This window comes from Sphingomonas kyungheensis, assembly GCF_037120395.1.
Lineage (GTDB): Bacteria > Pseudomonadota > Alphaproteobacteria > Sphingomonadales > Sphingomonadaceae > Sphingomonas > Sphingomonas kyungheensis.
In genome coordinates this window covers 516,323-541,058 of the sequence record NZ_JBBBDM010000001.1, presented here as the reverse complement: position 1 = coordinate 541,058, position 24,736 = coordinate 516,323, and the positions used below count along the sequence as shown (strand labels likewise).

20 protein-coding genes and 1 tRNA gene are annotated in these 24,736 nt (G+C 69.2%); 12 read left to right on the top strand and 9 right to left on the bottom strand.

Annotation, left to right across the window (positions count from 1 at the left end; all coding sequences use genetic code 11):
* Window positions 1-71: 71 nt before the first annotated feature.
* Window positions 72-1,601, bottom strand: coding sequence for a F0F1 ATP synthase subunit alpha (atpA, locus tag V8201_RS02535; RefSeq protein ID WP_037532212.1), 1,530 nt, complete (start codon window positions 1,599-1,601; stop codon window positions 72-74).
* A gap of 6 nt (window positions 1,602-1,607) precedes the next feature.
* Window positions 1,608-2,162, bottom strand: a complete 555-nt coding sequence (locus tag V8201_RS02530; RefSeq protein WP_037532210.1) for a F0F1 ATP synthase subunit delta — start codon at window positions 2,160-2,162, stop codon at window positions 1,608-1,610.
* A 190-nt stretch (window positions 2,163-2,352) separates the two neighbouring features.
* Between V8201_RS02530 and V8201_RS02525 the strand changes: the two genes are divergently transcribed.
* Complete coding sequence (locus tag V8201_RS02525) at window positions 2,353-3,288, top strand: hypothetical protein (RefSeq protein ID WP_336544393.1); 936 nt, start codon at window positions 2,353-2,355, stop codon at window positions 3,286-3,288.
* A 49-nt stretch (window positions 3,289-3,337) separates the two neighbouring features.
* Window positions 3,338-4,366 (top strand): bifunctional DNA-binding transcriptional regulator/O6-methylguanine-DNA methyltransferase Ada, encoded by a 1,029-nt coding sequence (gene ada / locus V8201_RS02520; RefSeq protein WP_336544392.1) that lies wholly within the window; start codon window positions 3,338-3,340, stop codon window positions 4,364-4,366.
* A gap of 6 nt (window positions 4,367-4,372) precedes the next feature.
* On the opposite strand, the gene V8201_RS02515 is transcribed toward ada, so the two are convergent.
* Both V8201_RS02515 and V8201_RS02510 read right to left on the bottom strand, forming a co-directional pair.
* Window positions 4,373-5,905, bottom strand: a complete 1,533-nt coding sequence (locus tag V8201_RS02515) for a hypothetical protein (RefSeq protein WP_336544391.1) — start codon at window positions 5,903-5,905, stop codon at window positions 4,373-4,375.
* Window positions 5,906-5,941: 36 nt separating this feature from the next.
* Window positions 5,942-7,453 carry a S1C family serine protease gene (locus V8201_RS02510; protein WP_336544390.1) on the bottom strand — a complete coding sequence of 504 codons (1,512 nt, stop codon included), beginning with the start codon at window positions 7,451-7,453 and terminating at the stop codon, window positions 5,942-5,944.
* Window positions 7,454-7,588: 135 nt separating this feature from the next.
* Here V8201_RS02510 and V8201_RS02505 point away from each other — a divergent pair, with 135 nt between their 5' ends.
* The 4 genes from V8201_RS02505 to V8201_RS02490 all read left to right on the top strand — a co-directional run bounded on the left by V8201_RS02505 (window position 7,589) and on the right by V8201_RS02490 (window position 11,627).
* Window positions 7,589-9,112 (top strand): TadA family conjugal transfer-associated ATPase, encoded by a 1,524-nt coding sequence (locus V8201_RS02505; protein WP_200870351.1) that lies wholly within the window; start codon window positions 7,589-7,591, stop codon window positions 9,110-9,112.
* Window positions 9,113-9,207: 95 nt separating this feature from the next.
* Window positions 9,208-9,873, top strand: a complete 666-nt coding sequence (locus tag V8201_RS02500) for a hypothetical protein (protein ID WP_336544389.1) — start codon at window positions 9,208-9,210, stop codon at window positions 9,871-9,873.
* 250 nt (window positions 9,874-10,123) lie between these two features.
* A complete protein-coding gene (locus V8201_RS02495) occupies window positions 10,124-11,239 on the top strand; it encodes a peptidoglycan DD-metalloendopeptidase family protein (RefSeq protein ID WP_373276454.1) in 1,116 nt (371 codons plus the stop codon).
* Window positions 11,240-11,243: 4 nt separating this feature from the next.
* Complete coding sequence (locus V8201_RS02490; protein ID WP_037532199.1) at window positions 11,244-11,627, top strand: bactofilin family protein; 384 nt, start codon at window positions 11,244-11,246, stop codon at window positions 11,625-11,627.
* Between the two features lie 178 nt (window positions 11,628-11,805).
* Here V8201_RS02490 and V8201_RS02485 read toward each other — a convergent pair whose 3' ends face one another.
* Window positions 11,806-12,420, bottom strand: coding sequence for a DUF4893 domain-containing protein (locus tag V8201_RS02485; RefSeq protein ID WP_037532197.1), 615 nt, complete (start codon window positions 12,418-12,420; stop codon window positions 11,806-11,808).
* Window positions 12,417-13,202: a 3-hydroxybutyrate dehydrogenase gene (locus V8201_RS02480; RefSeq protein ID WP_336544388.1), complete on the bottom strand. Its 786-nt coding sequence runs from the start codon at window positions 13,200-13,202 to the stop codon at window positions 12,417-12,419. Before V8201_RS02480 ends, V8201_RS02485 begins: the two co-directional genes overlap by 4 nt.
* Before the next feature lie 104 nt (window positions 13,203-13,306).
* Here V8201_RS02480 and ypfJ point away from each other — a divergent pair, with 104 nt between their 5' ends.
* Window positions 13,307-14,218, top strand: coding sequence for a KPN_02809 family neutral zinc metallopeptidase (gene ypfJ / locus V8201_RS02475; RefSeq protein WP_037532191.1), 912 nt, complete (start codon window positions 13,307-13,309; stop codon window positions 14,216-14,218).
* Between the two features lie 21 nt (window positions 14,219-14,239).
* Here the strand turns inward: ypfJ and V8201_RS02470 are convergent, their stop codons facing one another.
* The gene (locus V8201_RS02470; RefSeq protein WP_037532190.1) at window positions 14,240-15,481 is read right to left on the bottom strand and encodes an N-acetylmuramoyl-L-alanine amidase; all 1,242 of its coding nucleotides are present in this window, start codon (window positions 15,479-15,481) and stop codon (window positions 14,240-14,242) included.
* Window positions 15,482-15,971: 490 nt separating this feature from the next.
* Between V8201_RS02470 and V8201_RS02465 the strand changes: the two genes are divergently transcribed.
* A complete protein-coding gene (locus tag V8201_RS02465; RefSeq protein ID WP_336544528.1) occupies window positions 15,972-18,680 on the top strand; it encodes an Rne/Rng family ribonuclease in 2,709 nt (902 codons plus the stop codon).
* A gap of 117 nt (window positions 18,681-18,797) precedes the next feature.
* On the top strand, window positions 18,798-20,522 hold the full coding sequence (locus tag V8201_RS02460) for a hypothetical protein (protein ID WP_336544387.1): 1,725 nt from the start codon (window positions 18,798-18,800) through the stop codon (window positions 20,520-20,522).
* Here the strand turns inward: V8201_RS02460 and V8201_RS02455 are convergent.
* Together V8201_RS02455 and V8201_RS02450 are read right to left on the bottom strand one after the other, a co-directional pair.
* Window positions 20,512-21,501, bottom strand: coding sequence for an NADP-dependent oxidoreductase (locus V8201_RS02455; RefSeq protein WP_336544386.1), 990 nt, complete (start codon window positions 21,499-21,501; stop codon window positions 20,512-20,514). The two genes, V8201_RS02460 and V8201_RS02455, sit on opposite strands and share 11 nt — an antisense overlap.
* A gap of 115 nt (window positions 21,502-21,616) precedes the next feature.
* Window positions 21,617-22,834 (bottom strand): DUF2171 domain-containing protein, encoded by a 1,218-nt coding sequence (locus V8201_RS02450; protein WP_336544385.1) that lies wholly within the window; start codon window positions 22,832-22,834, stop codon window positions 21,617-21,619.
* Window positions 22,835-23,114: 280 nt separating this feature from the next.
* Here V8201_RS02450 and V8201_RS02445 point away from each other — a divergent pair.
* From V8201_RS02445 to V8201_RS02435, 3 genes are all read left to right on the top strand, one after another.
* Window positions 23,115-23,190: transfer RNA gene (locus V8201_RS02445), tRNA-Ala, on the top strand.
* 59 nt (window positions 23,191-23,249) lie between these two features.
* Window positions 23,250-23,993 carry an NUDIX hydrolase gene (locus V8201_RS02440; protein ID WP_336544384.1) on the top strand — a complete coding sequence of 248 codons (744 nt, stop codon included), beginning with the start codon at window positions 23,250-23,252 and terminating at the stop codon, window positions 23,991-23,993.
* A complete protein-coding gene (locus V8201_RS02435; RefSeq protein WP_336544383.1) occupies window positions 23,993-24,718 on the top strand; it encodes an extensin-like domain-containing protein in 726 nt (241 codons plus the stop codon). Before V8201_RS02440 ends, V8201_RS02435 begins: the two co-directional genes overlap by 1 nt.
* The last annotated feature ends 18 nt before the right edge of the window (window positions 24,719-24,736 follow it).

The window sequence follows — 24,736 nt, the reverse complement described above, 5'->3', positions numbered from 1 at the left end:
TCCTTCATGTATCCCCGCGACGGCGGGGACCCAGTACTGGGCTCCCGCCTTCGCGGGAGCACATTGAGCGGTTACGCGAAGGTCTTCGCGAACTGGTCGAGCGCGGCTTTGAGCCCCGACTTGGCCTCGTCGCCGAGATCGCGCGTCTCGCGGATCTTGGTGAGGACGCCGGCGTGGTTGGCGCGCAGGTCGGCGAGCATCGCCGCCTCGTAGCGCGTCACGTCCTGCACCGCGACCTTGTCGAGATAGCCGTTGGTGCCGGCGAAGATCGACGCGGTCTGCTCCTCGAACGGCATCGGGTTGAACTGCGCCTGCTTGAGCAGTTCGGTCAGCCGCGCGCCGCGGTTGAGCAGGCGCTGCGTCGAGGCATCGAGGTCCGAGCCGAACTGCGCGAACGCCGCCATCTCGCGATATTGCGCCAATTCGAGCTTGATGCTGCCCGACACCTTCTTCATCGCCTTGGTCTGCGCGGCCGAGCCGACGCGGCTGACCGACAGGCCGACGTTGATCGCCGGGCGGATGCCGGCGAAGAACAGATCGGTTTCGAGGAAGATCTGGCCGTCGGTGATCGAGATCACGTTGGTCGGGATATAGGCCGACACGTCGCCCGCCTGCGTCTCGATGATCGGCAGCGCGGTCAGCGAACCGCCGCCGTTCGCGTCCGACATCTTGGCGGCGCGCTCGAGCAGGCGGCTGTGCAGATAGAAGACGTCGCCCGGATAGGCCTCGCGGCCCGGCGGACGGCGCAGCAGCAGCGACATCTGGCGATAGGCGACCGCCTGCTTCGACAGATCGTCGAACACGATCAGCGCGTGCATGCCGTTGTCACGGAAGAACTCGCCCATCGCGGTGCCGGTATAGGGCGCGAGGAACTGCAGCGGCGCCGGCTCCGACGCGGTCGCGGCGACGACGATGGAATATTCCATCGCGCCATTCTCTTCGAGCGTCTTGACGAGCTGCGCAACGGTCGAGCGCTTCTGGCCGACCGCGACATAGACGCAATACAGCTTCTTCGATTCGTCCGAGCCGGCGTTGACCGTCTTCTGGTTGATGAAGGTATCGATCGCGACCGCCGACTTGCCGGTCTGGCGATCGCCGATGATCAGCTCGCGCTGGCCGCGGCCGACGGGGACGAGCGCGTCGATCGCCTTGAGGCCCGACTGCATCGGCTCGCTCACCGACTGGCGCGGGATGATGCCGGGTGCCTTGACCTCGACGCGGCTGCGCTTGTCGGCGACGATCGGGCCCTTGCCGTCGATCGGATTGCCGAGGCCATCGACGACGCGGCCGAGCAGGCCCTTGCCGACCGGCACGTCGACGATCGTGCCGGTGCGCTTGACGATGTCGCCCTCGCGGATTTCCGCGTCCGAGCCGAAGATCACGACGCCGACGTTATCGGCTTCGAGGTTGAGCGCCATGCCCTGCACGCCATTGGCGAATTCGACCATCTCGCCCGCCTGGACGTTGTCGAGGCCGTAGATGCGCGCGATGCCGTCGCCGACCGACAGCACCTGGCCGGTCTCGGTGACCTGGGCCTCGGTGCCGAAGTTGCTGATCTGGTCCTTGATGACCTTCGAGATTTCTGCGGCGCGGATATCCATCGTGAGTTAGCCCTTCATCGCCTGCGCGAGAGAATTGAGACGGGTGCGGATCGACGAATCGATCATCTGTGAACCGATGCGGACGACGAGGCCGCCGAGCAGTTCGGGGTCGACCGACAGGTCGACGGAAACGTCGCGGCCGACGCGCTGGCGCAGCTGCTGCTTGAGCGCATCGACCTGCGCGCCGTCGAGCGGATGCGCGCTGACCACTTCCGCGGCGACCTCGCCGCGATGCCGCGCGGCGAGCTGGCGGAAGGCGCGGATGATCGCGGGCAGCTGGCCGAGACGGCGGTTCTCGGCGAGCACGCCGAGGAAATTCTTGGTGGTGCCGTCGACGCCGAGCAGATCGGCGGTGGCGAGCACCGCCTTTACCGCCGCGCCGCGTGCGACCAGCGGGCTGGTGGTCAGCGCGCGGAAGTCGGCGTTCTGCGCGAGCGCGTCGCGGACCGCAGCGAGGCTGGCTTCGACGGTATCGATCGTGCGGGCGTCGCGCGCGAGATCGAACAACGCGATCGCATAGCGCCCACCTAAGCTTGCCTGAATACCGCCGGATGTCTCCACGGAGCTGAAGTCCTCGTGCCGAAATGTTGGCCCATGGGGAAGAGGGCGCGCGATGCACGCCTGCTATGGGTGGCGGGCGGCTAGCATGAGGGGGCGGCAAGCGCAAGTACAGGGGGTGCAAAGTGCTGACGCTTCGGCACTACCGATGCCGGCAGCCTGGGTTCAGATTGGCCGTGTTAGAGGAGCTCCCATGGCTGTGCAGCGTTTTTCGGCAGGGCTGATCGGACTGGCGATGCTGGCCGCGGCGCCGGCCGCCGCGGAGACGCTGCACGTCACCGGCGTGTTCGCGGCGGGCGCGCGCGATGCCAGCCGGCTGTCGACGATCGCGGTCGGCCCGTTCGGCGGGGCGGACGGGGCGGCGCTCGGCGATGCGATCGAGCGGCGGTTGCGCGCGCTCGACCGGGAGCCCCTGCCCCATGTCCGGGTGATCGCGGCGTCGCTGCGCCCCGATGCGGTGCTCACCGGCCGGACCAGCGTCGGCGTGGTCGACGACGCCTATCGCGAGCCGCGCGAGCGCTGTGCCGAGACCAAGGACGGCAAATGCGTGCGGCGGCAGCGCTACAGCGTTGGCTGCATCCGGCGGACGGTGACGCTGCGCGCCGACCTCACGCTCGACGGCCGCGGCCGCTATGCGCCGGTCAGGACGCGCGACGATCGCCACGACTGGTGCGAGGATGGCGGCGTTCCCGGCAATGTCGCGGCCAGCGTCGCGGCGATGATCGAATCGGTCGCCGCCGAGACGCGCGACGACCTCGCGCCGAAACCCGCCGACTATACGATCCGCCTCGACGAGACGCGCGACGGCCTGCCGCCGCCGCTGGCGGCCCGGTTCAAGGCGGCGGTGCGGCTGACCAAGCACGATTCCGCCGCCGCCTGCGCCGCCTTCGCCGCGATCGACCAGGACGCGCCCGATCACGGTCCGACGATGTACGACCTTGCGCTCTGCGCCGAGGCGGCGGGGCGCTATGGCGAGGCGGCGGATCGCTATCTGCGGGCGCGGGTGCTGCTGCCGCGCGCCGGCGGCGAGATCAGCCGCGGCCTGGCGCGGGTCGCATCGCTGGCGGCGGGGGCGGAGGATGTCGCGGCGCTGCGCCGCCTGCCGCCGGTGGTCGGCAGCGGGCTTTGACCGCAAGCCGCGGGATGAGCGCCGCGGCGCGATCGGCTAGACACCTCATATGACGACGATCGATCAGGATGCGGCCTGGGCCGCCTTCGCCGCGCGCGACCGGCGCCACGACGGCCAGTTCGTCGCGGCGGTGCGCTCCACCGGCATCTATTGCCGGCCGAGCTGCCCGGCCCGGCACCCGCGGCGCGAGAATGTGTGCTTCCTGCCCGACGGCGCGGCGGCGCGCGCGGCGGGGTTCCGCGCCTGCCTGCGCTGTACGCCCGACGCGGTCGCGCGCGACAGCCGCGCGGTCGCCGCCGCGATCGAGGCGATCACCGCCGCCGCGTCGCCGCTTCCGCTCGCCGAGCTGGCGGCGCGGGTCGGCTATGCGCCGCATCATTTCCAGCGGCTGTTCACCCGCGCCACCGGGGTCAGCCCCGCCGCCTATGCGCGCGCGCTGCGCGCCGAACGCGCGGGCAGCGCGTTGCAGCGCGAGCGGAGCGTCACCGCAGCGATCTACGACGCCGGCTATGGTGCGGCGAGCCGCTTCTATGCCGAGGGCGCGCAGCGGCTCGGCATGACGCCGTCCGCCTGGGCGCGGGGCGGCGCCGGGGTGACGATCCGCTGGACGATCGCGGCGACGACGCTCGGGCCGCTGCTCGTCGCGGCGACCGACCGGGGGCTGTGCCGCGTCGCCTTCGACGAGGATGAAGCGGCGCTGGCCGCGCGCTTCCCGCAGGCCGAGGTGACGCCGGGCGATGCGTCGCTCGCCACGCTCGCCGCCGCGGTGGTGGCGCTGGTCGAGGGGCGCAGCCAGGATACGACGCTGCCGCTCGACGTGCGCGGCACCGCCTTTCAGGAGGCGGTGTGGCAGGCGCTGCGCGCGATTCCCTCGGGCGAGACGCGCAGCTATGCCGAACTCGCCGCCGCCGCCGGCCGCCCCGGCGCGACGCGGGCGGCGGGCACCGCGTGCGGCAGCAACCCGCTCGCCGTGGTGGTGCCGTGCCACCGGATCACCCGCAGCGACGGCGGGCTTGGCGGCTATGCCTGGGGCGTCGCGCGCAAGCGTGCGTTGCTGGCGCGGGAGAGCGGCGACTGAGCCGGCTCAATCCTCGATCGTAAGCGGCGCCCCCAGCGCGGCGAGCGCCTGCGGCCCGGTCTTGCCGGCGTCGAGCGCGGCGAGCAGGCGGGCGGCGGGATTGTCGGTCTGGCTGTGCGCCGAATAAGCGAGCGGGCGCAGTGCCAGCCGCGCCGCGTCGCGCTTGTCGTCGAGCAGCATCTGCACCGCATAGGTCAGCGCCAGGCCCTCGTCCTGCGGCACCAGCTCATGCGCGCGGCGCAGCGCCGCCTTGGCATTGTCGGTCGGAGGCGTCCCCGCCATGCGGAAGCTCTGGTAGAAGAGCTGCAGCGCATAGGCGTCGTTGGTGTCGATCTTGTTGGCGCGGAGCAGCCAGTTCCGCGCCTCGCGCCACACTGCCGGGTCCGTCGCGTGCGCGGCCGACGCGCGCCGCAGATGCACCTGCGCCTTGTAGACCAGCGCCTGCGACGATTTCGGGTCGATCGCCAGCGCCCGATCGGCGGCGGCATCGGCGAGGTCGAGCCGCCCGGCGTCGAGCGCCATTTCCGCGAACCAGCCCTGCACCACCGCATCCTTCGGATAGCGTTCGGCGATCGGCGTCGCCTCCGCCAGGATCGGTTGCGCGGTCTCGCGGTTGACGCCGCGGTCCGAGCGCATCCGCAGCGTAATCATCTCGCGCTCGCCCGGTGACAGCGCGCGGACGCTGACCACCGGCTTGGGCAGCCGCTCGATCGGGATCCGGTATGCCGCCATCGTCGATTTGTGCAGATAGGCGGACAGCGATTTGTCGAGCGTGCGCAGATCACCGAAGGCGGCGCGCGCCGCCTCCGCGCCCGGCGTGCCGGCGTTGAGCGCGCGCAGATAGGCGTCGAGCTGGGCCTTCCGCGTCGGGTCCATCACGAGATAATGGGTGAGCAGCCAGCCGCGGGCATAAAGCGCCGCCGTCTGCGTATCGCGCAGCTTCTGCGACATGTTGAGCGAGAAGAGCTGCTCCGCACTGAGCGGCGCGGCCATCAGCAGATCATAGGCGCGATGCTGCGCCGGCGTGCCGAGCCAGATGGCGTCCTTGTCGAACCTCGCGGTGGAGAGGAATTCCGGATAGCCCTCCCCGAACCACGCCGGCAGCGCGGTCTCGTAATTGCCTAGCAGCAGATGATGCCCGTATTCGTGGAACAGCACGACCTGCGGGTGGAGCGCATTGATGTCGTCGGGCCGCTCGTCGCGCGCCGGGGTGAAGGCGACCGATCCGCTCGCCCGCCCCTGGTAGAAGCCGGCGATATGGTCGCCGCCCTTGCCGAACAGCCGGCGGACGGCGCTGTCGTCGGCGACGACATAGACGGTGAGCTTGTTCGATCCGTCCCCCTCGTTCGCCGGGATGGCGTTGAACATCCGCACGAGGCCGTCGAACCATTCGAGCCGCTCGGCGCGCTTCTGGACGAGATCGGCGCTGCCTTGCGCATAGACGATGAAATGCTTCGACGTCGCCTCATACCATTCCGCCGCCACTGGCTGTGCGACGGCGAGCGCGAGCAGCGACACCCAAATTTTGCCGAACCGCATCCTCATCTCCCCCTGCGGCACGAGGGTAAACCCGTGTCAGCCCGCATGGCAATTATAGACGAGCTTCTCATTGGGCAGCGGCGGCAGCAGCGCGCGGATCGCCGCCTGCTGCTGCGCGATCCGTTCGATCGCGGCGGGATCGACGGTACATTGCGACGCCTTGCCCTGATCCGCCTGCGCCTGCTGCTTGCGAACCTGCGCCATCGCCTGCGCGCCGAGCATGTAGCGCGTGTCGGTATAGCGGCGGGTGACCGGATCGAAGGTGACGACCGAGACGGTCTGCTCCTGATCGGGCACCACCACCCGCTCCCACCGGTCGGCGGTCGGCAGATATTGCACGCCGCCGGCACAGCCGCTGCGCCCCCAGCGCAACGCGACGTCGCTGGTCGGCGAAACGGTGACGCGGCTGCGATCGGGCTGGAAGGTGCAGACCAACTTGCCGAGCGGGGCATTGGGCACCGACTGGCTGACCACCACCGACACCGGCGGATGCGTCGGCTCGGCGGCCGGGCGCAGCAGGAAGACGACGATCGCGACGATCATCGTCAGCCCGCCGATGCCGCCCGCCCATAGCGCCGCGCGCCGCCGCCGCTGGATCGCGCACAAGGCCGCGGCGCCGACGCCCATCGCGCCGAGCACGAGCAGCAGCCCGGCAACGCCCATCACATTCTCGCGCCGCGTCTGCGCCGCCTGCCGGGCACGGGCGAGCGCCTCCTCGCGATCGATCTCGGCATGGGTGGCGGCGTCGCGCTGGCGGGTCAGCGCGTCGGCGCGGGCGCGGACATCCGCCTCGCTGTCGTCGCGCAGCCGTTCCTCGATCGAGGTGCAGGGCGTGCCGACCGCGACATAGGGCTGTTTCGCCTCGCGCAGAAAGGCGGCCAGCTCGGTATCGGCGATCGCGAAGCCGAACGAGCCGTCGCCCTCCTCGCCGCGGGTGATCGCCGAATTGATGCCGATCACCCGGCCGCAGCGATCGAGCAGCGGCCCGCCCGAATTGCCGCGCGCGATATTGGCGGTGTGGAGCAGCACCTCGGTGCCGGTCAGGCTGCGTCGCCCGGAGAAGACGCCTTCCGACCGCACCGGCGACGTCGGCCGGATATAGTCGGCGGCGGATTGCGCGGTGGCGAGATCGACGTTGCCGGGATAGCCGAGCGCGATCACCGCATCGCCCTCCCCGACCGGCCCGGTATAGAGCGCGGCGGGCGGCAGCTTCGCGCCGGCGAACTCGATCAGCGCGAGGTCGCGCTTGGCATCATAGGCGACGACGCGCCCCTGATAGCTTTTGTCGCCCTCCGACGGCACGACGCCGATCACGACATTGTCGGGATAGCGTTCGGCGAGCTCCATGACGTGCGCATTGGTGACGATGCGGTTGGGCGCGATCGCGACGCCGCTGCCGTGGCCGAAGCCGACCACCTGCCCGTCGACCACCGCAATGGTGACGACACGGACGACGCCGCGCGCGGTCGCGCCGATATCGTCGGCGGCGGCGGGACCGGCGCCGAACAGCAGCCAGATCGGAGCGAGAAGAAGAAGCAGGCGGCTCATCGCGCGCCTTCGAACGGCAGCGGCGCCGCCCTGTCAAGCACGGCATCCAGGCTGCATCGCTACCGTTTTGGTTTGGTTAGGAAAATCTCAAACTCTCCTGCCTAGGCCTGAACGCCGAAGGTCGAGGATAGGTGTATGAGCGCGTTCGGACGTCGGAACGGAATGAGCGGACAGCCGGTGCGGCCGGCGTTTGGCGTGGCGCGGCCGATGCAGGGCGGCGCGATGCCGCGTGCGGAGGACGCCGCCGGCAGCCAGTTCCCGCCGATCGAGACGATCCCGCTGCCCGGCAGCGATGACGCGGGCGCGATGATGCCCGCCGGCACCGTCGACGCGATCCAGCGCCTCACCGACCGGCAGAACGCCAGCGGCGACGCCGGCAGCAGCCGTAACGAGGGCTTCGAGGCCTCGATCCACAAGATCAAGGAACAGGTGCTGCCCCGCCTGCTCGAACGGGTCGATCCGGAAGCGGCGGCGACGCTCGGCAAGGACGAGCTAGCCGAGGAATTCCGCCCGATCATCGGCGAGGTGCTCGCCGAGCTCAAGCTGACGCTCAACCGCCGCGAACAGTTCGCGCTCGAGAAGGTGCTGGTCGACGAGCTGCTCGGCCTCGGGCCGCTTGAGGAACTGCTCGCCGATCCGGCGATCACCGACATCATGGTCAACGGCCCCGACCAGACCTATGTCGAGCGCAAGGGCAAGCTCGAACTCGCGCAGATCCAGTTCCGCGACGAGGAGCATCTGTTCCAGATCGCGCAGCGCATCGTCAATTCGGTCGGCCGCCGCGTCGACCAGACCACGCCGCTCGCCGACGCGCGCCTCAAGGACGGCAGCCGCGTCAACGTCATCGTCCCGCCGCTGAGCTTGCGCGGCACCGCCATCTCGATCCGCAAATTCTCCGCCAAGCCGATCACGCTCGACATGATGGCGGGGTTCGGCTCGATGAGCCCGAAGATGGCGACCGCGCTCAAGATCGCCGGCGCGAGCCGCTTCAACGTCGTCATCTCTGGCGGCACCGGCTCGGGCAAGACGACGATGCTCAACGCCCTGTCGAAGATGATCGACCCCGGCGAGCGCGTGCTGACGATCGAGGACGCCGCCGAACTGCGCCTGCAGCAGCCGCACTGGCTGCCGCTCGAAACGCGGCCCGCCAATCTCGAGGGCCAGGGCGAGGTGAGCATCCGCGACCTCGTCAAGAACGCGCTGCGTATGCGCCCCGACCGCATCATCCTCGGCGAAATCCGCGGGTCCGAATGTTTCGACATGCTCGCAGCGATGAACACCGGTCACGACGGCTCGATGTGCACCCTCCACGCCAACTCCCCGCGCGAGGCGCTGGCGCGTATGGAGAACATGGTGATGATGTCGGACATCAAGGTGCCGAAGGAGGCGATCAGCCGCCAGATCGCCGATTCGGTCGAGCTGATCATCCAGGTCAAGCGCCTGCGCGACGGGTCGCGCCGCGTCACCAACGTCACCGAGGTGATCGGCATGGAAGGCCCGGTGATCGTCACGCAGGAATTGTTCAAGTTCGAATATCTCGACGAGAGCGCCGACGGCAAGATCATCGGCGAATATCGCTCGATGGGCCTGCGCCCGTACACGCTCGACAAGGCGAAGCAGTTTGGCTTCGATCAGGCGTTCCTGGAGGCGTGCCTGTAGGGGGCGGACGCGGGTTGTGGGAAAAGGCCTGACCGGGCCCGCATTCAACGCAATATCCGTTCCCGCACGGCGCCTTTGCCGCTATCTTCGCCGCCATGCGTATCCTGCTTCGCCCGCTCCTCGGCCTCGCCTTGCTGCTCGGGACGCTGTTCGGCGCGGGGCCGGCCTTTGCGGCGGTGACGATCACCTTCTGGAGCCATGAGCTCGGCAACAGTTTCCCGCACGCCTTCTTCACGCTGCGCGGCGTGCCGGACGCAGGCGGCGCACCGGTCGACGTCAATTACGGCTTCACTGCCAAATCGGTGTCGCCCGCCTTGCTGATGGGCAGCGTCGCCGGGCGGCTCGATATCTCCAGGCCCTTCTATATCGGCACCAGCGACGCGCAGTTCGCGGTGGTGCTGAGCGACGCGCAATATACGCAGGTGCTCGGGCTGATCGCGGCGTGGGACGAGAAGACCGGCGACGGCCGCTACAATCTCAACGACCGCAACTGCGTCCACTTCGTCAAGGAAGCCGCGCGCATCGCCGGGCTGACCGGGCTCGATCATCCCAAGCTGATGAAAAAGCCGCGCTCCTATTTGCAGGCGGTGGCGGCGGCCAATCCGGGACACGTCACCGTCATCCACCAGCATGGCAAGGCCTATCTCGCCTCGCTGCCGCCGCTCGCCGCGCTGCCGGTGGCGCAGCCCGCGCCGGCGTTGCCGGCGGCCGCTGCCGCCGCGCCCCCGCTGGCGACGGTGCAGCCGCTGCCAGCCCGCTGACACCATTCGATTCGTCGCAGCTGTGGAGCGGCTGAACGCGGATCGCGGCGACTGACCCGCCCGTGTCGCCGGTCCATGATCCCTCCCCTCTATGATGGGGCAGGGATCATGGGGTCATGGAAGCGGGATCGCTTTGAACAAGCCGAAACCGCATCGCGCGGGCCAATCTGTCGCTCGCGTCACCGTTCGACAACGGTTGACCGACGTGCGCGCGCGCGTCGCGAACTGGTTTCCCGACCGCGAATTCATCATGCGCTCGCAGGGGCAGGTCCGCTTCCTGCGCGTCTCCGGGCGGACGCAGAAGCGTGCCGCGCTCGGCGTCGTGGTGCTGACGCTCGCCTACGGCGGATCGCTGACCGCGCTGACCGTGATCCGCTGGCATGAATCCTACGATATCGACAAATTGCTCAGCCGGCAGGCGCGCGTCGAGAAGGCGGAGAATCGCGTCGCCGCCTATCGCAAGAATCTCGACGGCGTCGCGTCCGACCTGCAACGCCGGCAGGACTTCATCGAGAAGGTGACGCAGACGCGGCTCGGCGAGCTGCCCAAGGCCGCCAGACACGGCGACACCGTCACCAACAGCAGCACCGAAGCCGCCAAGACCGTCCGCAAGGTCAGCGCCGCGGTGCCGGAGGCCGCCAATCTCGCGCGGATGGAGGCGCGGCAGCTCGCCTTCGTCGAGAGCCTGACGCGCTATGCCGATCATCGCAGCGCCGCCGACGTCGCGATGCTGCGCAAGCTCGGCCTCAACCCGCAGATGATGCTCGCCGCGCTCGACGACGGCGACGCGATGGGCGGGCCGCTGTTCCCGATGTCGACCGACGCCGACGGCTCGATCGATCCGCGCTTCGCACGGCTCGGCGCCAGCCTGTCGCGGATGAGCGCGATCGAACAGGGCCTCGCCCGCGTGCCGCAGGTGCTGCCGGCGAGCATGAATTCGATCTCGAGCGGCTTCGGCTTCCGCTCCGATCCCTTCACCCATCACGGCTCGTTCCATCCGGGGCTCGATTTCCGCGGCCCGCGCGGTGCGCCGATCTATGCCGCCGCGCGCGGCGTGGTGACCTTCGTCGGCCAGCGGTCCGGCTATGGCAATTGCGTCGAGGTGACGCATGGCGATGGCCTGGTCACGCGCTACGGCCATATGTCCGGTTTCCACAGCCGTGTCGGCCAGCAGGTCGCCGCTGGCCAGACGATCGGCGCGATCGGCTCGACCGGGCGATCGACCGGACCCCATCTGCATTTCGAGGTGCGGATCAACGACCGCCCCGTCAACCCTCGCCCATTCCTGGAGGCGCGCACCCATGTTTCACCGCCGATCACCCGCCCCGACTCCCGTCCATCATCATCAGCCAAGGGTAGCGACTGAGCCCATGAACAAAGCGTCCACCTTCTCGATGATCGGCGCCGACGTCTTCATCGAAGGCAATCTCTCCGCCACCGCCGATCTGCATATCGACGGCCAGGTCCAGGGCGACATCACCTGCACCTCGCTGGTCCAGGGGCCGTCGAGCGAGCTGACCGGGCTGGTCAGCGCGCAATCGGGGCATCTCGCCGGTACGGTACGCGGCACGATCACGATCAGCACGCTCGTCATCCAGCGCAGCGCGCATATCATCGGCGATGTCCATTATGAATCGCTGACGATCGAACAGGGCGCGCGCGTCGAGGGCCGCTTCGCCAAGGCGGGCAGCGAAGTGCCGATGCCGGTGCCCATGCCGGTCGACGACCATCCGCTGATGCTCGAAAGCGACTGACGCCCGGGCCGGCGGTGCCGGGACCTCCGGGCGGTCGAGACCGCTGCGAACGTCTCGCCGCCGCCCCGGCCTCGTTCCGCGCTCCGACGAGCCGCGAGGTCAGGGGCTGATGCTCCTGAGGAACCGCGGGTGCCGGAACGCGGCCGGCATGTCGGCGGCGGATTTGCAGAGGTTGCGTTCAGTCGGGCACGACCTCGATCACGTCGAGCGTCGAGTGGAAGCCGGGGAACGGCAGCACCAGCCGCCAGCGCGCCGCGTCGATCCGTTCGACCAGCCCCGCCATGTCGCGCTGGCGGTCGCGGCCGTAGCGCATCGGCCGATCCTCGTCGCCGAGCGCGAGCGTGCCGAGGAAGATGGTGCGCGAATCGGTGCTGTCGAACAGATTGCCGCTCGCCCGCTGATCGCCGTCGGTGACGAAGCGACGCTCCATCCCCGCTTCGGTCACCCGGCAGGCGGTCCAGCTGCCGGTGAGCAGCGGCGGCCCGCCCGCGCCGATCCCGCCCAGCCGGTGCGTCCGGCAGCGGTAGCGGCCGGGATGCAGCGCCGCGCCCTCGATCACCCGGTCGGGATCGAACAGCGCCGGGTCGGCAGCGAGTCGCGCCCGCCCCGCCTCGCTGCCGCGGACCTTGGCGAGCGCCTGCACCCAGGCGTCACGCCAGCCGCGCAGCCGTTCGCGATCCTGCCGCGTCGCCACCTTGCGCCAGTCGCGGTCGCTCGTGTCCTGACCGCGCACCGCGGCGGTGGCGAGCATTGCCCCGGCGAGCGAGACGGCGATGATCCGCGCGATCCTCATGCCGCGGTCCAGCCGCCGTCGACCGACAGATTGGCGCCGGTGATCGCCTTCGCCTCGTCGCGGCACAGGAACAGCGCCAGCGCGGCGACCTGTTCGGGGGTGACGAATGCCTTGGTCGGCTGCGCGGCGAGCAGCACGTCGTTCATCACCTGCTCGCGGGTCATGCCGCGCGCCGTCATCGTATCGGGGATCTGCGCCTCGACCAGCGGCGTCCAGACATAGCCGGGCGAGATGCAATTGACGGTGACGCCATGCTGCGCGGTTTCCAGCGCGATCGTCTTGGTCAGCCCGACGAGGCCGTGCTTGGCCATGACATAGGCCGATTTGTTGGGGCTGGCGACGAGGCTGTGCGCCGAGGCGGTCGAGATGATCCGCCCCCAGCCGTTCGCCTTCATCAGCGGCACCGCGGCGCGCATCGCATACCAAGCGCTGGTCAGGTTGATCGCGAGGATCGCCTCCATCTTCTCGGGCGGAAACGACTCGATCGGCGCGACGTGCTGGACGCCGGCGTTGTTGACGAGGATATCGACGCTGCCGGTCTCGTCGGCGGCCCGCTCGACCAAAGAAGCGATCTGCTCGGGTTTCGTCATGTCGGCGGCATCGTAGAGCGCCGCCGCGCCGCTCGCCGCAGCCAGCTCGCCGCGTATCGTCTCGATCGCCTCCGCGTCGCCGAAGCCGTTGATCACCACCGCCGCGCCCTCCGCGGCGAAGGCCAGCGCATAAGCGAGGCCGATGCCCGAGGTGGAACCGGTAATCACGGCGGTCTTGCCCTTGAGGATCATCGCGCTGCTCTCCTGCTGTCGCCTGCCGTGTGCGTCGTCGGCGCGGCCGTTGCAACCGGGAGGCGGGTTGGGGCATTCGTAACGCAAGCTAAACGGAGTTCCGCATGCGCCTCGACGATTTTGACCCCAACATTGACGTCGGCGATCAGGGGAATCGCGGCGGCGGTTTCGGTGGTGGTGGCGGCGGCGGCGGTCTGCTGTTCGGCCTGCTGCCTTTGATCGGCAGTCGATTCGGCTGCGGCGGTATCGTCGTCGTCCTGCTGCTGATGGCGGTATTCGGCGGACTCGGCAATTTGGGCGGGATGCTCGGCGGCGGCGGCAGTGGCACGCAGGTGACGCGCTCCGCTCCGGCGGACGGCGGCTCGGCCACACAAGTCTGTACGTCCGACCCGGCAAAAAAGGCAGCGTGCGATGCCTTCAGCTCGGCACAGAAGACATGGACGGCGCTGTTTGCACAGAGCGGTAAGCGGTTCGAAGCGCCCGGCTTGCGGTTCTTCTCGCAGAACGGCCAGTCTGGCTGCGGCGCGGCGCAGTCGGCGATGGGGCCGTTCTACTGCCCGACGGATCAGCGCATCTATCTCGACACCAGCTTCTTCAACGAACTCGCCAACCGCTTCGGCGCCAAGGGCGATTTCGCGCAGGATTACGTGATCGCACACGAATTCGGCCACCATATCCAGAACCTGCTCGGCACCTCCGATCAGGTGCAGCGCATTCAGCGCAGCGGCAGCGAGACGGAGGGCAATGCCGCCTCGGTCCGGCTCGAGCTTCAGGCGGATTGCTATGCCGGGGTGTGGGCGGCGCAGAACCGCAGCCGGATGGACCAGGGCGATCTCCAGGAAGGGCTGACCGCGGCGCAGGCGATCGGCGACGATACGTTGCAGAAGGAATCGACCGGCCGCGTCGTCCCCGACAGCTTCACCCACGGCACCTCGGCGCAGCGCATGCACTGGCTGCAACGCGGCATCGAGACCGGCGACCCGGCGCAGTGCGATACGTTCAGCGGCGCGATCTGATCGGCGCCGCCGGCGGGGCGATCACCGCCCCGCCAGTTGCCGCGCGAAATGCACCTCGACCGCCTTGGTGACGCTGTCCGCGATCCGCTCGCGGCCTTCCTTGCTGTCGAGGAAGGCGGCGTCGACCGGGTTGGAGATATAGCCCGTCTCGAACAGGATCGAGGGCAGGTCGGGCGCCTTCAGCACCATCAGCGAGGCCATGCGGTGGAACACCGGCTTGGTCGGGATCAGCGGCTTGGCCTCCCGACCGAGCAGCCGCGCGAAGCTCGCCGAGCTGTTCATCGTCTCGCGCTGCGCAAGGTCGATCAGGATCGACGAGACGTCGGCGCCGGCATCGCCGAGATTGACGCCGGCGATCACGTCCGCCTTGTTCTCCCGCATCGCCAGCCGCGCCGCTTCCTTGTCGGAGGCGACCTCCGACAGGGTATAGACCGACGCGCCGCTCGCATCGCCGCTGCCGACGCTGTCGCAATGGATCGAGATGAACAGGCTGGCCTTCAGCCGCCGCGCGACGCCGTAGCGCTCGCGCAGCACGAGGAAGCGGTCGTCGTCGCGGGTCAGCGCCACCCGCACCCGCCCGCTGGCGAGCAGTGCGTCGCGGATCGTCCGGGCGATCGCCAGCGTCACGTCCTTCTCGCGCAGGCCGGTGACGGGGTTGATCGCGCCGGGATCGACGCCGCCATGGCCGGCATCGATCACCACCAGCGGCCGGCTGGCGTCGCCCGTCACCTCGGGTAACGGCGCGCGGCGGGCGGGCGGCGGCACCGGGATCGACAGTTTGTAGCGCGGCCGCGCGCGCCATTGGCCGAGGTCCATGGTGAAGAAGCGCAGCGGCCCTGCCGCCACCGCCGCGGCGACGCGCGCCGGATCGGCGGGTTCGAGCGACACCGTCAGCCGTCCGGCCGCGTCGAAGCCGCCGTCGCCGATCACCGCGGGACGACCGAGATCGAGCAGCAACCGCGTGCCCTGCCCCGCCCGCCATTGCCGCACGCGCGTCACCAGCCCGCCGCCGAGCGCCTGCGCACCGGGAATCGCCTGCGCGATATCGATCGCGATCTGGCGACTGTCGTGGAGCAGGACCGCGGTGGCGTCGCCGACCGGACCGTCGAAACCGATGACGACGCGCCCGCCGCTCACCGCGACGCTGCGGATCGCCGCCGCCTGCGCCGGCACGCTGGTGCACCAGCCGACGATAAGGGCGAGCAACGCAAGCATCGGGCGACCTTGCCGCGTCGCGCGGGCGCTGGTCCAGCGAAAAGCCATGACGAATTCCTTGGCCGACGGTATCTGGCCGTCGCCTGAACCCGATCGGTACGCCGCCGCCTGCCAACACCGGGTTGCCCGGCAAGGTTAAGCCGCCATTCGGCATGATCTTGCCGCAGAGTGCGGCCAATTCGTGCCAGTTGCGATACGAGAAGCGCAATGCTACCAACCGACTGCACCCATGCGTCGCGCTTCATTCGTGCAAGCGACGCATCGGTCGCCGCGCCGTCCTGGCGCGGTTTTAACCAGGTTGACGCTCGCATGACGCATTTTCTCAACGTTCGACACCGCCCGGCTCCGGCCGGCGGCGTGTCGGATGTGTGGGAGGGCCGTGCCCCCCGACATGCGCGGCGAGCAGACGCATTCTCACCATCCCGCGCCGGTCCGCCCGGCGCCACCTATCAACGCGCAAGCGCGCCCTCCGGCTTATTCCTTTCAGGACCGTCCGCAGGAGCGCCACGCGCGCGGAGACCGTTCAATGACCACGCGTATGCTGATCGACGCACGCCACCGGGAGGAAACCCGGGTCGCCGTCGTCAAGAATAACCGCATCGAGGAATTCGACTTCGAGAGCGCCGAGCGCAAGCAGCTCAAGGGTAACATCTATCTCGCCAAGGTGACGCGCGTCGAACCGTCGCTGCAGGCGGCGTTCGTCGATTACGGCGGCAACCGCCACGGCTTCCTCGCCTTCAGCGAAATCCACCCGGATTATTATCAGATCCCCAAGGAGGATCGCGACGCGCTGCTGCGCGAGGAGGCGGAGCATGCCGCCGAGGAAGCTGCGCTGCGCGCCGAGCATGACGACGACGACGCCGAGGGCGACGATCACGACGAGGGCGACGATTACGACGATCACGACGATCACGACGACGCCGATCATGACGAGGCGGGCACCGACGAAGGCACGTCGGACGGCACGTCGAAGAAGCCGCGCACCGCGAACGACGAGGAGGTCGAGGCGCTGCGCCAGCGCCGCATGAACCTGCGCCGCCGCTACAAGATCCAGGACGTGATCCGCCGCCGTCAGGTGCTGCTCGTCCAGGTCGTCAAGGAAGAGCGCGGCAACAAGGGTGCGGCGCTGACCACCTATCTCAGCCTCGCCGGCCGCTATTGCGTGCTGATGCCCAATACGTCGCACGGCGGCGGCATCAGCCGCAAGATCAGCAACGCGTCGGACCGCAAGCGCCTCAAATCGATCATGGCGGACATGCAGTTGCCGCCGTCGATGGGCTGCATCGTCCGCACCGCCGGGCTGCAGCGCACCAAGGTCGAGATCAAGCGCGACTTCGATTACCTGGCGCGGCTGTGGGACGGCATCCGCGACGCGACCCTGGGCTCGTCGGCGCCGGCGCTGATCTATGGCGACAGCGACCTGATCAAGCGCGCGATCCGCGACATCTACAACAAGGACATCGACGAGGTGATCGTCGAGGGCGAGGAGGGCTTCCGCCACGCCAAGGACTTCATGAAGCTGCTGATGCCGAGCCACGCGCGGCGCGTCCGGCAATATGCCGACGCGGTGCCGCTGTTCCAGCGCGCACATGTCGAGGATCAGCTCGCCGCGATGTACCATCCGGTGGTGCAGCTCAAATCGGGCGGCTATCTGGTCATCAACCCGACCGAGGCGCTGGTGTCGATCGACATCAACTCCGGCCGCTCGACGCGCGAGCATAATATCGAGCAGACCGCGACCGCGACCAACCTCGAGGCGGCGCAGGAGATCGCGCGCCAGCTGCGGCTGCGCGACATGGCCGGGCTCGTCGTCATCGACTTCATCGACATGGACAACAATTCCAATGTCCGGAAGGTCGAGAAGGCGATGAAGGAGGCGCTCAAGGACGATCGCGCCCGCATCCAGGTCGGCCGCATCTCGTCCTTCGGGCTGATGGAGATGAGCCGCCAGCGGCTGCGCACTGGCGTGCTCGAGGCGTCGACGCGCGCCTGCCCGCATTGCGAGGGCACCGGGCTCGTCCGCACCGCCTCGTCGGCGGGCCTGTCGGCGCTGCGCCTGATCGAGGAAGAGGCGGCGCGCGGTCGCGGTTCGCTGCTGACGCTGCGCGCCAGCCAGGAAGCGACGATCTACGTGCTCAACCGCAAGCGCGCCGATATCGCCGAGATCGAGGATCGCTACGGCGTCCAGGTCGAGATCATCCCCGATCGCGAGGAGGAGGGCGCGCGCATGTCGGTCGAGGCATCCGGCCCGCCGCCCGCTTATGCGCCCAAGATCGAGGCGCTGGTCGAGGAAGACTATGACGACGTCCCCGAGGAGATCGAGGACGAGGAGGATGAGGAAGAGGTCGTCGAGGCCGAGGCGGAGCCGCGTCGCGAGGGCGGTCGCCGGTCGGAACAGCGCGAGGAGCGCAGCGATGACGACGGCGAAGGCCGTCGGGGTCGCCGCCGCCGTCGGCGCGGGCGTCGCGGACGCAAGGACGAGAATGGCGAGACGTCGCAGGACGAAGCCGCGCTCGACACCGAGTCGGTCGACGGCGAAGCCGAAGCCGAGCCGGTCGAGGCCGATGCCGAAGCCGATGGCGACGCCGAAGCACCGGTCGATTCGGGCGAGCGTGCCGAGGGCGAGGGTCGCCGTCGCCGCGGTCGCCGCGGTCGCCGCGGTGGCCGTCGTCAGGACGCCGCCGGTGACGTCGTCGCGACGGAGGAGGCCGACGGTGGCGCCGAAGCCGATCTGCCGCCGGCCGATCTCGAGCCGATCGTCGAGGCGGCGGATGCCGGCCCGGTGATCACCGGCCTCGATGCGCCCGAGCCCGCCGCCGCCAAGGATGCGACGCCGGTCGAAGCGCCCAAGACGCGCCGCCGTCCGCGTGCCCGTGCCGCCGCTCCGGCCGCCGAGAGCGTCGAGACGACGGCGGTCGCCGAGCCGGTCGAGGCGGCGCCCGCCGCGCCGGCCGAGCCGCTCGCCGAAGCCAAGCCGAAGCGCACGCGCAAGAAGAAGGCCGACGCGCCGGTCGCCGAGGCGGCAGAGCCGGCCCCCGTCGCCGAGGTGGCTTCCGAGGAGAAGCCGAAGCGTCGCCGCACCCGCAAGGCGGCGACCGAAGAGGCCGCACCGGCGGTCGAGACGGCCGCGCCCGCCCCGGCCGAACCCGAAGCCGCCGCAGAGCCTGCGGAAGCGGACGACGCCGCGACCGACGCCGGTGGCGAGACCCCGCGCCGCGGCTGGTGGCAGCGCACCTTCGGCGCCTGAGCCCTGCCCCTTCCCCGTCCGCGCGCCGGACGGGGAAGGAACCCGGCGAACGTCTTGACTTCGCTATATAATGTCTGAATTGGACACAATGGCTGCCGCGGTATACGATCCTGCGGCATGTTCCAGTCGCCCCCTGTCGCCGACCGCCCCCGCATGGTCGTCCGGTCGGCCGCCGTCCTGCTTGTCTATGTCGTGGCGATCGCGCTCTTCTGCCGGTCTGCGCTGGTCAGCGGTTTCGATCTGGGCTTCGGCGAGCGCGGCGATGCGATCATCGAAATCGCGATCATCGAACATTGGCGCAACGTTCTCGCCGGTGTCGCCGCCTGGGACACCAGCTTCTACTTCCATCCCTATCAGGCGACGCTCGGCTATAACGACGGCTATCTGCTGTATGGACTCGTCTACAGCGGCTGGCGGCTGATCGCCGACCCGTTCCACGCCGACACGCTCAACATCCTCACCTTCAAGACGATCGGCTTCGCTGCGGCGTACGCCCTCGTCGCGCGCAGTCTCGGCTGGGGGCAACGCACCGGGCTGGCGGTGGCGCTGCTCTGGACGGTCGCGAGCAATATCACGCTGCAAGCGGTCCATGCCCAGTTGCAGAGCGTCGCCCTGCAGCCCGTCGCGATGATGCTCGCGATCGCCACCCTCCGCGCCGAGCAGGCCGGTCGGCTGACGCGCGCCCGGTTCGCCGCCATGGGGCTCGCGCTGCTGCTCGCCGCATGGCTGCTCACCTCTTATTACATGGCGTGGTTCACGCTCTTCTCCGCTTGTCTTTATCTCGCCTGCTGGGCGGTGGTGACGCGGACGTGGCGGCCCGCTGACTGGATCGCCCTGCTCCGCCGGCATGCGGGGACGATCCTCGCCGGTGTGGCGACGTTCGCGGTCGCGATCCTGCCCTTCCTGCGCCTGTACCTGCCCAAGGTGCGCGAGACGGGCGGCGAGGCGGTCGACGATATGCTCGGCTATCTGGTGACGCCGGTGATCGACATGATCAACGTCGGTCCGGGCAATATCGTCTGGGGATGGCTGTTCCTGCCCCTGTTCGCGCTCGTCCACCGCCTGCTTCCCGACGATCCGGCCCTCCCCGGCCGTGTGCTCGGCGGCGAACATGAGGCGGGGTTTCCGCTGCTGTTCTGCGCGCTGGCGCTGCTCGCCGCATGGCGGATCGTCGCGACGCGGCGGATCGACGGCTGCCGTCCGGCGCCTGCGACGCTGCGCGCCTTCGCCCTGGCGATGCTCGTCGCCTGGCTGTTGACGATACAACTCTGGAAGGCCTCGCCGTGGCTGCTGGTCTTCCACCTCGTCCCCGGCGCCAAGGGCCTGCGGACGATCTCGCGCTACCAATTGTGGCTGACGCTGCCCTTGCTGCTGATCGCCGCCGCGGTCTGGCGGCAGCGGGCGCGGCGGCTGTTCCGCCGCCGACCGTGGCTCGCGACAGGGCTCGCCGCGCTGCTCGTCGCCGAGAATCTCAGCGCCGAGACGCCGGCGCAGCTCAGCCGCGCCGAGCAGCGCGCCGCGCTGATGCATATCTCGCCCCCACCCCCCGGTTGCGCCAGCTTCTACGTCGTCGCCACCCGCCCGACCGAGCCGCTCTACATCAGCCGCGAGCTGCACGCCCGCTACCCGCACAATGTCGATGCGATGCTGCTCGCCGAACTGTGGCGGGTGCCGACGATCAACGGTTTCTCGACCTTCAACCCGCCCGACTGGGATTTCGCGGAGCCGCGCGCCGCCGATTACGACGCGCGGGTCCGCCGCTATGCGCAGCGCCATCGCCTGCGCGGGCTCTGCCGGCTCGACGTTCGTGCGCGGCCGCCCTGGTCGCGGGTTACACCTTGACCAGCATCTTGCCGGTATTGCCGCCCGAGAAGAGGCCGAGGAACGCCTCTGGCATATGGTCGAGGCCGTCGATCACCGTCTCGTGACGCTTGAGCCGGTCTTCCTTGAGCCAGCCGCCCATGTCGCGATAGAAATCGGCGGCACGATCGGTGAAGTCGCTGACGATGAAGCCTTGGATGCGGATGCGATTGCCGATCAAACGGGCGAGGTAGCGCAATTCGGTCGGCTTGCTGCTGTTGTAGACGTCGATCATCCCGCAGATCGCGAAGCGCGCGCGGAGATTGGCGTGCGCCAGCGCCGCATCGAGATGATCGCCGCCGACATTGTCGAAATAGACGTCGATGCCGTTGCGCGCGACTTCGCCAAGCGCCTTCACCACCGGCGTGCCGCTCTTATAGTCGATCACCGCATCCGCGCCGAGCGACTGGACCCAGGCGCATTTCTCCGCGCCGCCGGCCGAGCCGATGACGTGACAGCCCTTGGCCTTGGCGATCTGCACCACCGTCGATCCGACCGCACCCGCCGCGGCGGAGACGAAGACGGTATCGCCCTCCTTCGCCTGCGCGACCTCGAGCAGCCCGAAATAGGCGGTCATCCCCGGCATGCCGAGCTGGCCGAGAAACGCCTGCGGATCGACGTCGAGCTCGGGCAGCGGCTGGACCTGCGACTCGGGCAGCACCGCCTCGTCGCGCCAGCCGGCGAAATGCTGGACGGCATCGCCGGGCTTGAACCGCTCCGACCGGCTTTCGGTGACCGTGCCGATCGCACCGCCTTCCATCGGCTTGCCGAGCGCGAACGGCGGCGTGTAGCTTTTCACGTCGTTCATCCGGCCGCGCATATAGGGATCGACCGACAGCCATTGATTGGCGATGCGCACCTCGCCCTCGGCAAGATCGCGCTGCGGCAGGTCGATCAGGGCGAAATGCTCGTCGCTCGGCAGGCCCTCGGGCCGGGAAGTCAGGCTCCATGCACGTGCCATCGTATCAATCTCCGTTGCTGGTGATGAAGGGGGATCGGGTTGCGCCGATCCCCTGTCCACCGCAACGCAAAAGGCCCGGGACATGCCCGGGCCTTCGCGTGACGGTCGCTCGGGCTCAGTAGGTGCCCGAGAAGCTCTTGTTGAGCGTCTTGCCGTCGCCGTCGGTGCTGCTCGTGCTGGTGCTCGTGCTGCCCGTGGCGGTCGACTGCGTGTTCGACGTCGGGTTGGACGATCGCGTATTCGCATAGGGCTCGCGACGCGACTGGTCCTCGCCGAACATCGCCTGGCTACGCTCCTCGTCGCGCCACGCTTTCTTCGCCTCGGCAGCGGTCTTGCTCAGCGTCACCTTGCCATCGACGCTCTGCAGCCAGTTCGACGGGATCGAATGGTGGCGGCCGCCGGCATCGACGTCGTTCTTGGTCAGGATGATGCGATCGCCGCGCACCTTGTCGACGGTGCCGACATGCTCGCCGTCCGAGCCGACGACGTCCATATGCTCCTCGACCTTGTTGAGCGAGTCACGCTGCGTCTGACGGTTCGAACGCCACGAGCTGAACTCGTTTTCGAACTTGGTACGGTTTTCCTGGCGATACTCGTGGTAATCGCGGTCGAGCGCGTCGATCTGGCCACGGCGCCAGCTATGATAATCGTTGTCGCGATCATGGTTGGCTTGCTGATCCTGGCGCGAATCGAACTCGCGGCGACGCTCGGCGTCCTCGTCCCCGAACCACGAGCGGACCTCGTCCCCGGCACGCGCGAGGAAGCCGCGGTCTTCGTAATCATAGCCCTGCGGCTGGCGGCCATAGCCCTGCTGGCCGCGGCCGCCGGCGTTGCGGTTGCGATCGCGGTAATTGTCGTCGTCGTCGTGACGGTGCGACCCGAAATCCTCGAACCGGCGGCTGCCGCTGCCATAGCTGCCGTGATATTCCTGCTCGCTGCCGCGATACTGGCCCGCACCGGCGCCGTAGCGGTTGCGATTGTCGGAGCGATCCTGGCCGTAGCGGTCGTCCTGGCCGTAGCTGCTGCGCCCGTAGTTGCTGCGACCATAGTCGTTGCCCGAGGCGCCATAGCCGCCGCGTCCGCCCTCATAGCCGCGATCACCGTCATAGCCGCGCCCGCCGCCATAGGACTGGTCGCGCTGGCCGTACCGCTGGTTGCCATAGTCGCGTGCGCCATAGTCCTGACGATCGTTCCGGCCGTCATTGCCGTACCGCCCCGCGGCCTGATAGTCGCGTGCGCTCGAATAGGTGTAATCGCGGCCGTAGCCCTGATTGCCGCCGCTGTTGTAATCGTCGCCGTGCGCGTCGCCTCGGGTATTGCGTTCGTAGACCATGATCGTCTCCTTCGACAAAAGCTCCTGCGGGTGCCGACCGCGTCGTTGCTGCGCGACCGTGCTCCTGATCGAATTAAAGATTAAAATGGCCCTTCGTTCCGACTGTTAGCGCCGCGTAACGGCTTTGCGTCGCAACCAGCCATCGGCCTGCCGCAGCATCGGAAACGCGGGCGCCCACACGCCCCGGGGGATTTTTTGGCAGCAGACGCAAGCGGCTGTTGCATCGCCCGGATCGTGCGGCTAATGGCGTCGCTCTCGGGCTGGTCCCGAGCCGGGGTGCGGGGCTGTAGCTCAGATGGGAGAGCGCTGCAATCGCACTGCAGAGGTCAGGGGTTCGATTCCCCTCAGCTCCACCACCGCACCCCCATCTTCCGCCTTGTGCTCCCATCGCCGCCGCTGAGACGTTCTGCGTGCGATGACCGATCCGATCCCCGCCGCGACACTGATCCTGCTGCGCGACCGCGACGCTGCGCCGCCCGACGTGCTGATGGTCGAACGCGCGCGTGCGCTGGCGTTTGCCGGAGGTGCGCTGGTGTTCCCCGGCGGGCGGATCGATCCGGGCGACGTGGCGCTGGCCGCGGCGATCGATGCGGGCGCGGACGGCGCGGCGCGGATCGCGGCGATCCGCGAGACGATCGAGGAGGCGGGGCTGGCGATCGGGCTCGATCCGCCCCCCTCGCCCGCCGTGGTCAAGACGATCCGCCGCCGCCTGCATGGCGGCGAGCCGTTCGGCGCGATCCTCTCCGACTATGGCATCGCGCTCGATCTCGCGGCGCTGGTGCCGTTCGCGCGCTGGTTGCCCGATCACGTACCGGTGCGCGTCTTCGACACCCTGTTCTTCCTGGCCCGCGCGCCCGCCGATGCGACGGCGAGCGCCGATGCCACCGAGACGGTGCGGCTGTGCTGGAGCAGCGCGGCGGCGGTGTTGCGCGAGGCGGATGCGGGCGCGGTGACGCTGATCTATCCGACGCGGCGGACGCTCGAACGGCTTGCCCTGTTCGCCGATTATGATGCCGCGGTCGCGCAGGCGCGGCGCCACCCGGTCCGCACCATCACGCCCTTCGTCGAGACGCGCGACGGTCAGGACTGGCTCTGCATTCCGGACGATTGCGGCTATCCGATCACCGCAGAGCCCGTCTCGCAGGTGCAGCGCGGCTGATGCGGGCGCTGCGCCGGCTGATCGGCGGCCTTACGCTCCTCGTCGCGCTCGCCGCCGCGGCGCTGCTGCTGTGGGGGCTGCTGCGCGGGCGGTCGGAGGATCTGCCGTGGACGCCGCTCGATCTCGCCGCGCCGGTCGGGCTGTCGACGGGGCGCAAGCTCACCGCCCTGACGCGTGACTTTCCGCTATGCCGCGCGCTGCTCGACCAGGCGGGGGTGCGGTATCGGGTGCTGCCGCCGCGTGAGGAGGGGCGGTGCGGCTATCGCGACGGGGTGCGCTTCGCTGACGGGGGCGCGCGCGCGATCGACTATCGCCCGGCGGGGCTCGGCATCGCCTGCCCGGTCGCCGCGGCGCTGTCCGTATGGGAGTGGCAGGTGGTGCAACCCGCCGCGCAGCGCCGCTTCGGCAGCCGCGTCGTCGCGATCGACCATTTCGGCAGCTATGCGTGCCGGCGCATCTATGGCCGCGACGCCGGGACGTGGAGCGAACATGCCACCGCCGACGCGGTCGATATCGCCGGCTTCCGCCTCGCCGACGGCCGCCGCATCACCGTCGCGCGGGACTGGCGCGGCGACGGCGATGATGCGGCCTTCCTGCACGAGGTGCGCGACGGCGCCTGCCGGCTGTTCGCGACGACGCTGTCCCCCGACTATAACGCCGCGCATCACGACCATCTGCACCTCGATCAGGCCGACCGCACCGCCGGCTGGCGCGCCTGTCGATGACGCCGCCGCCGCCGCCGT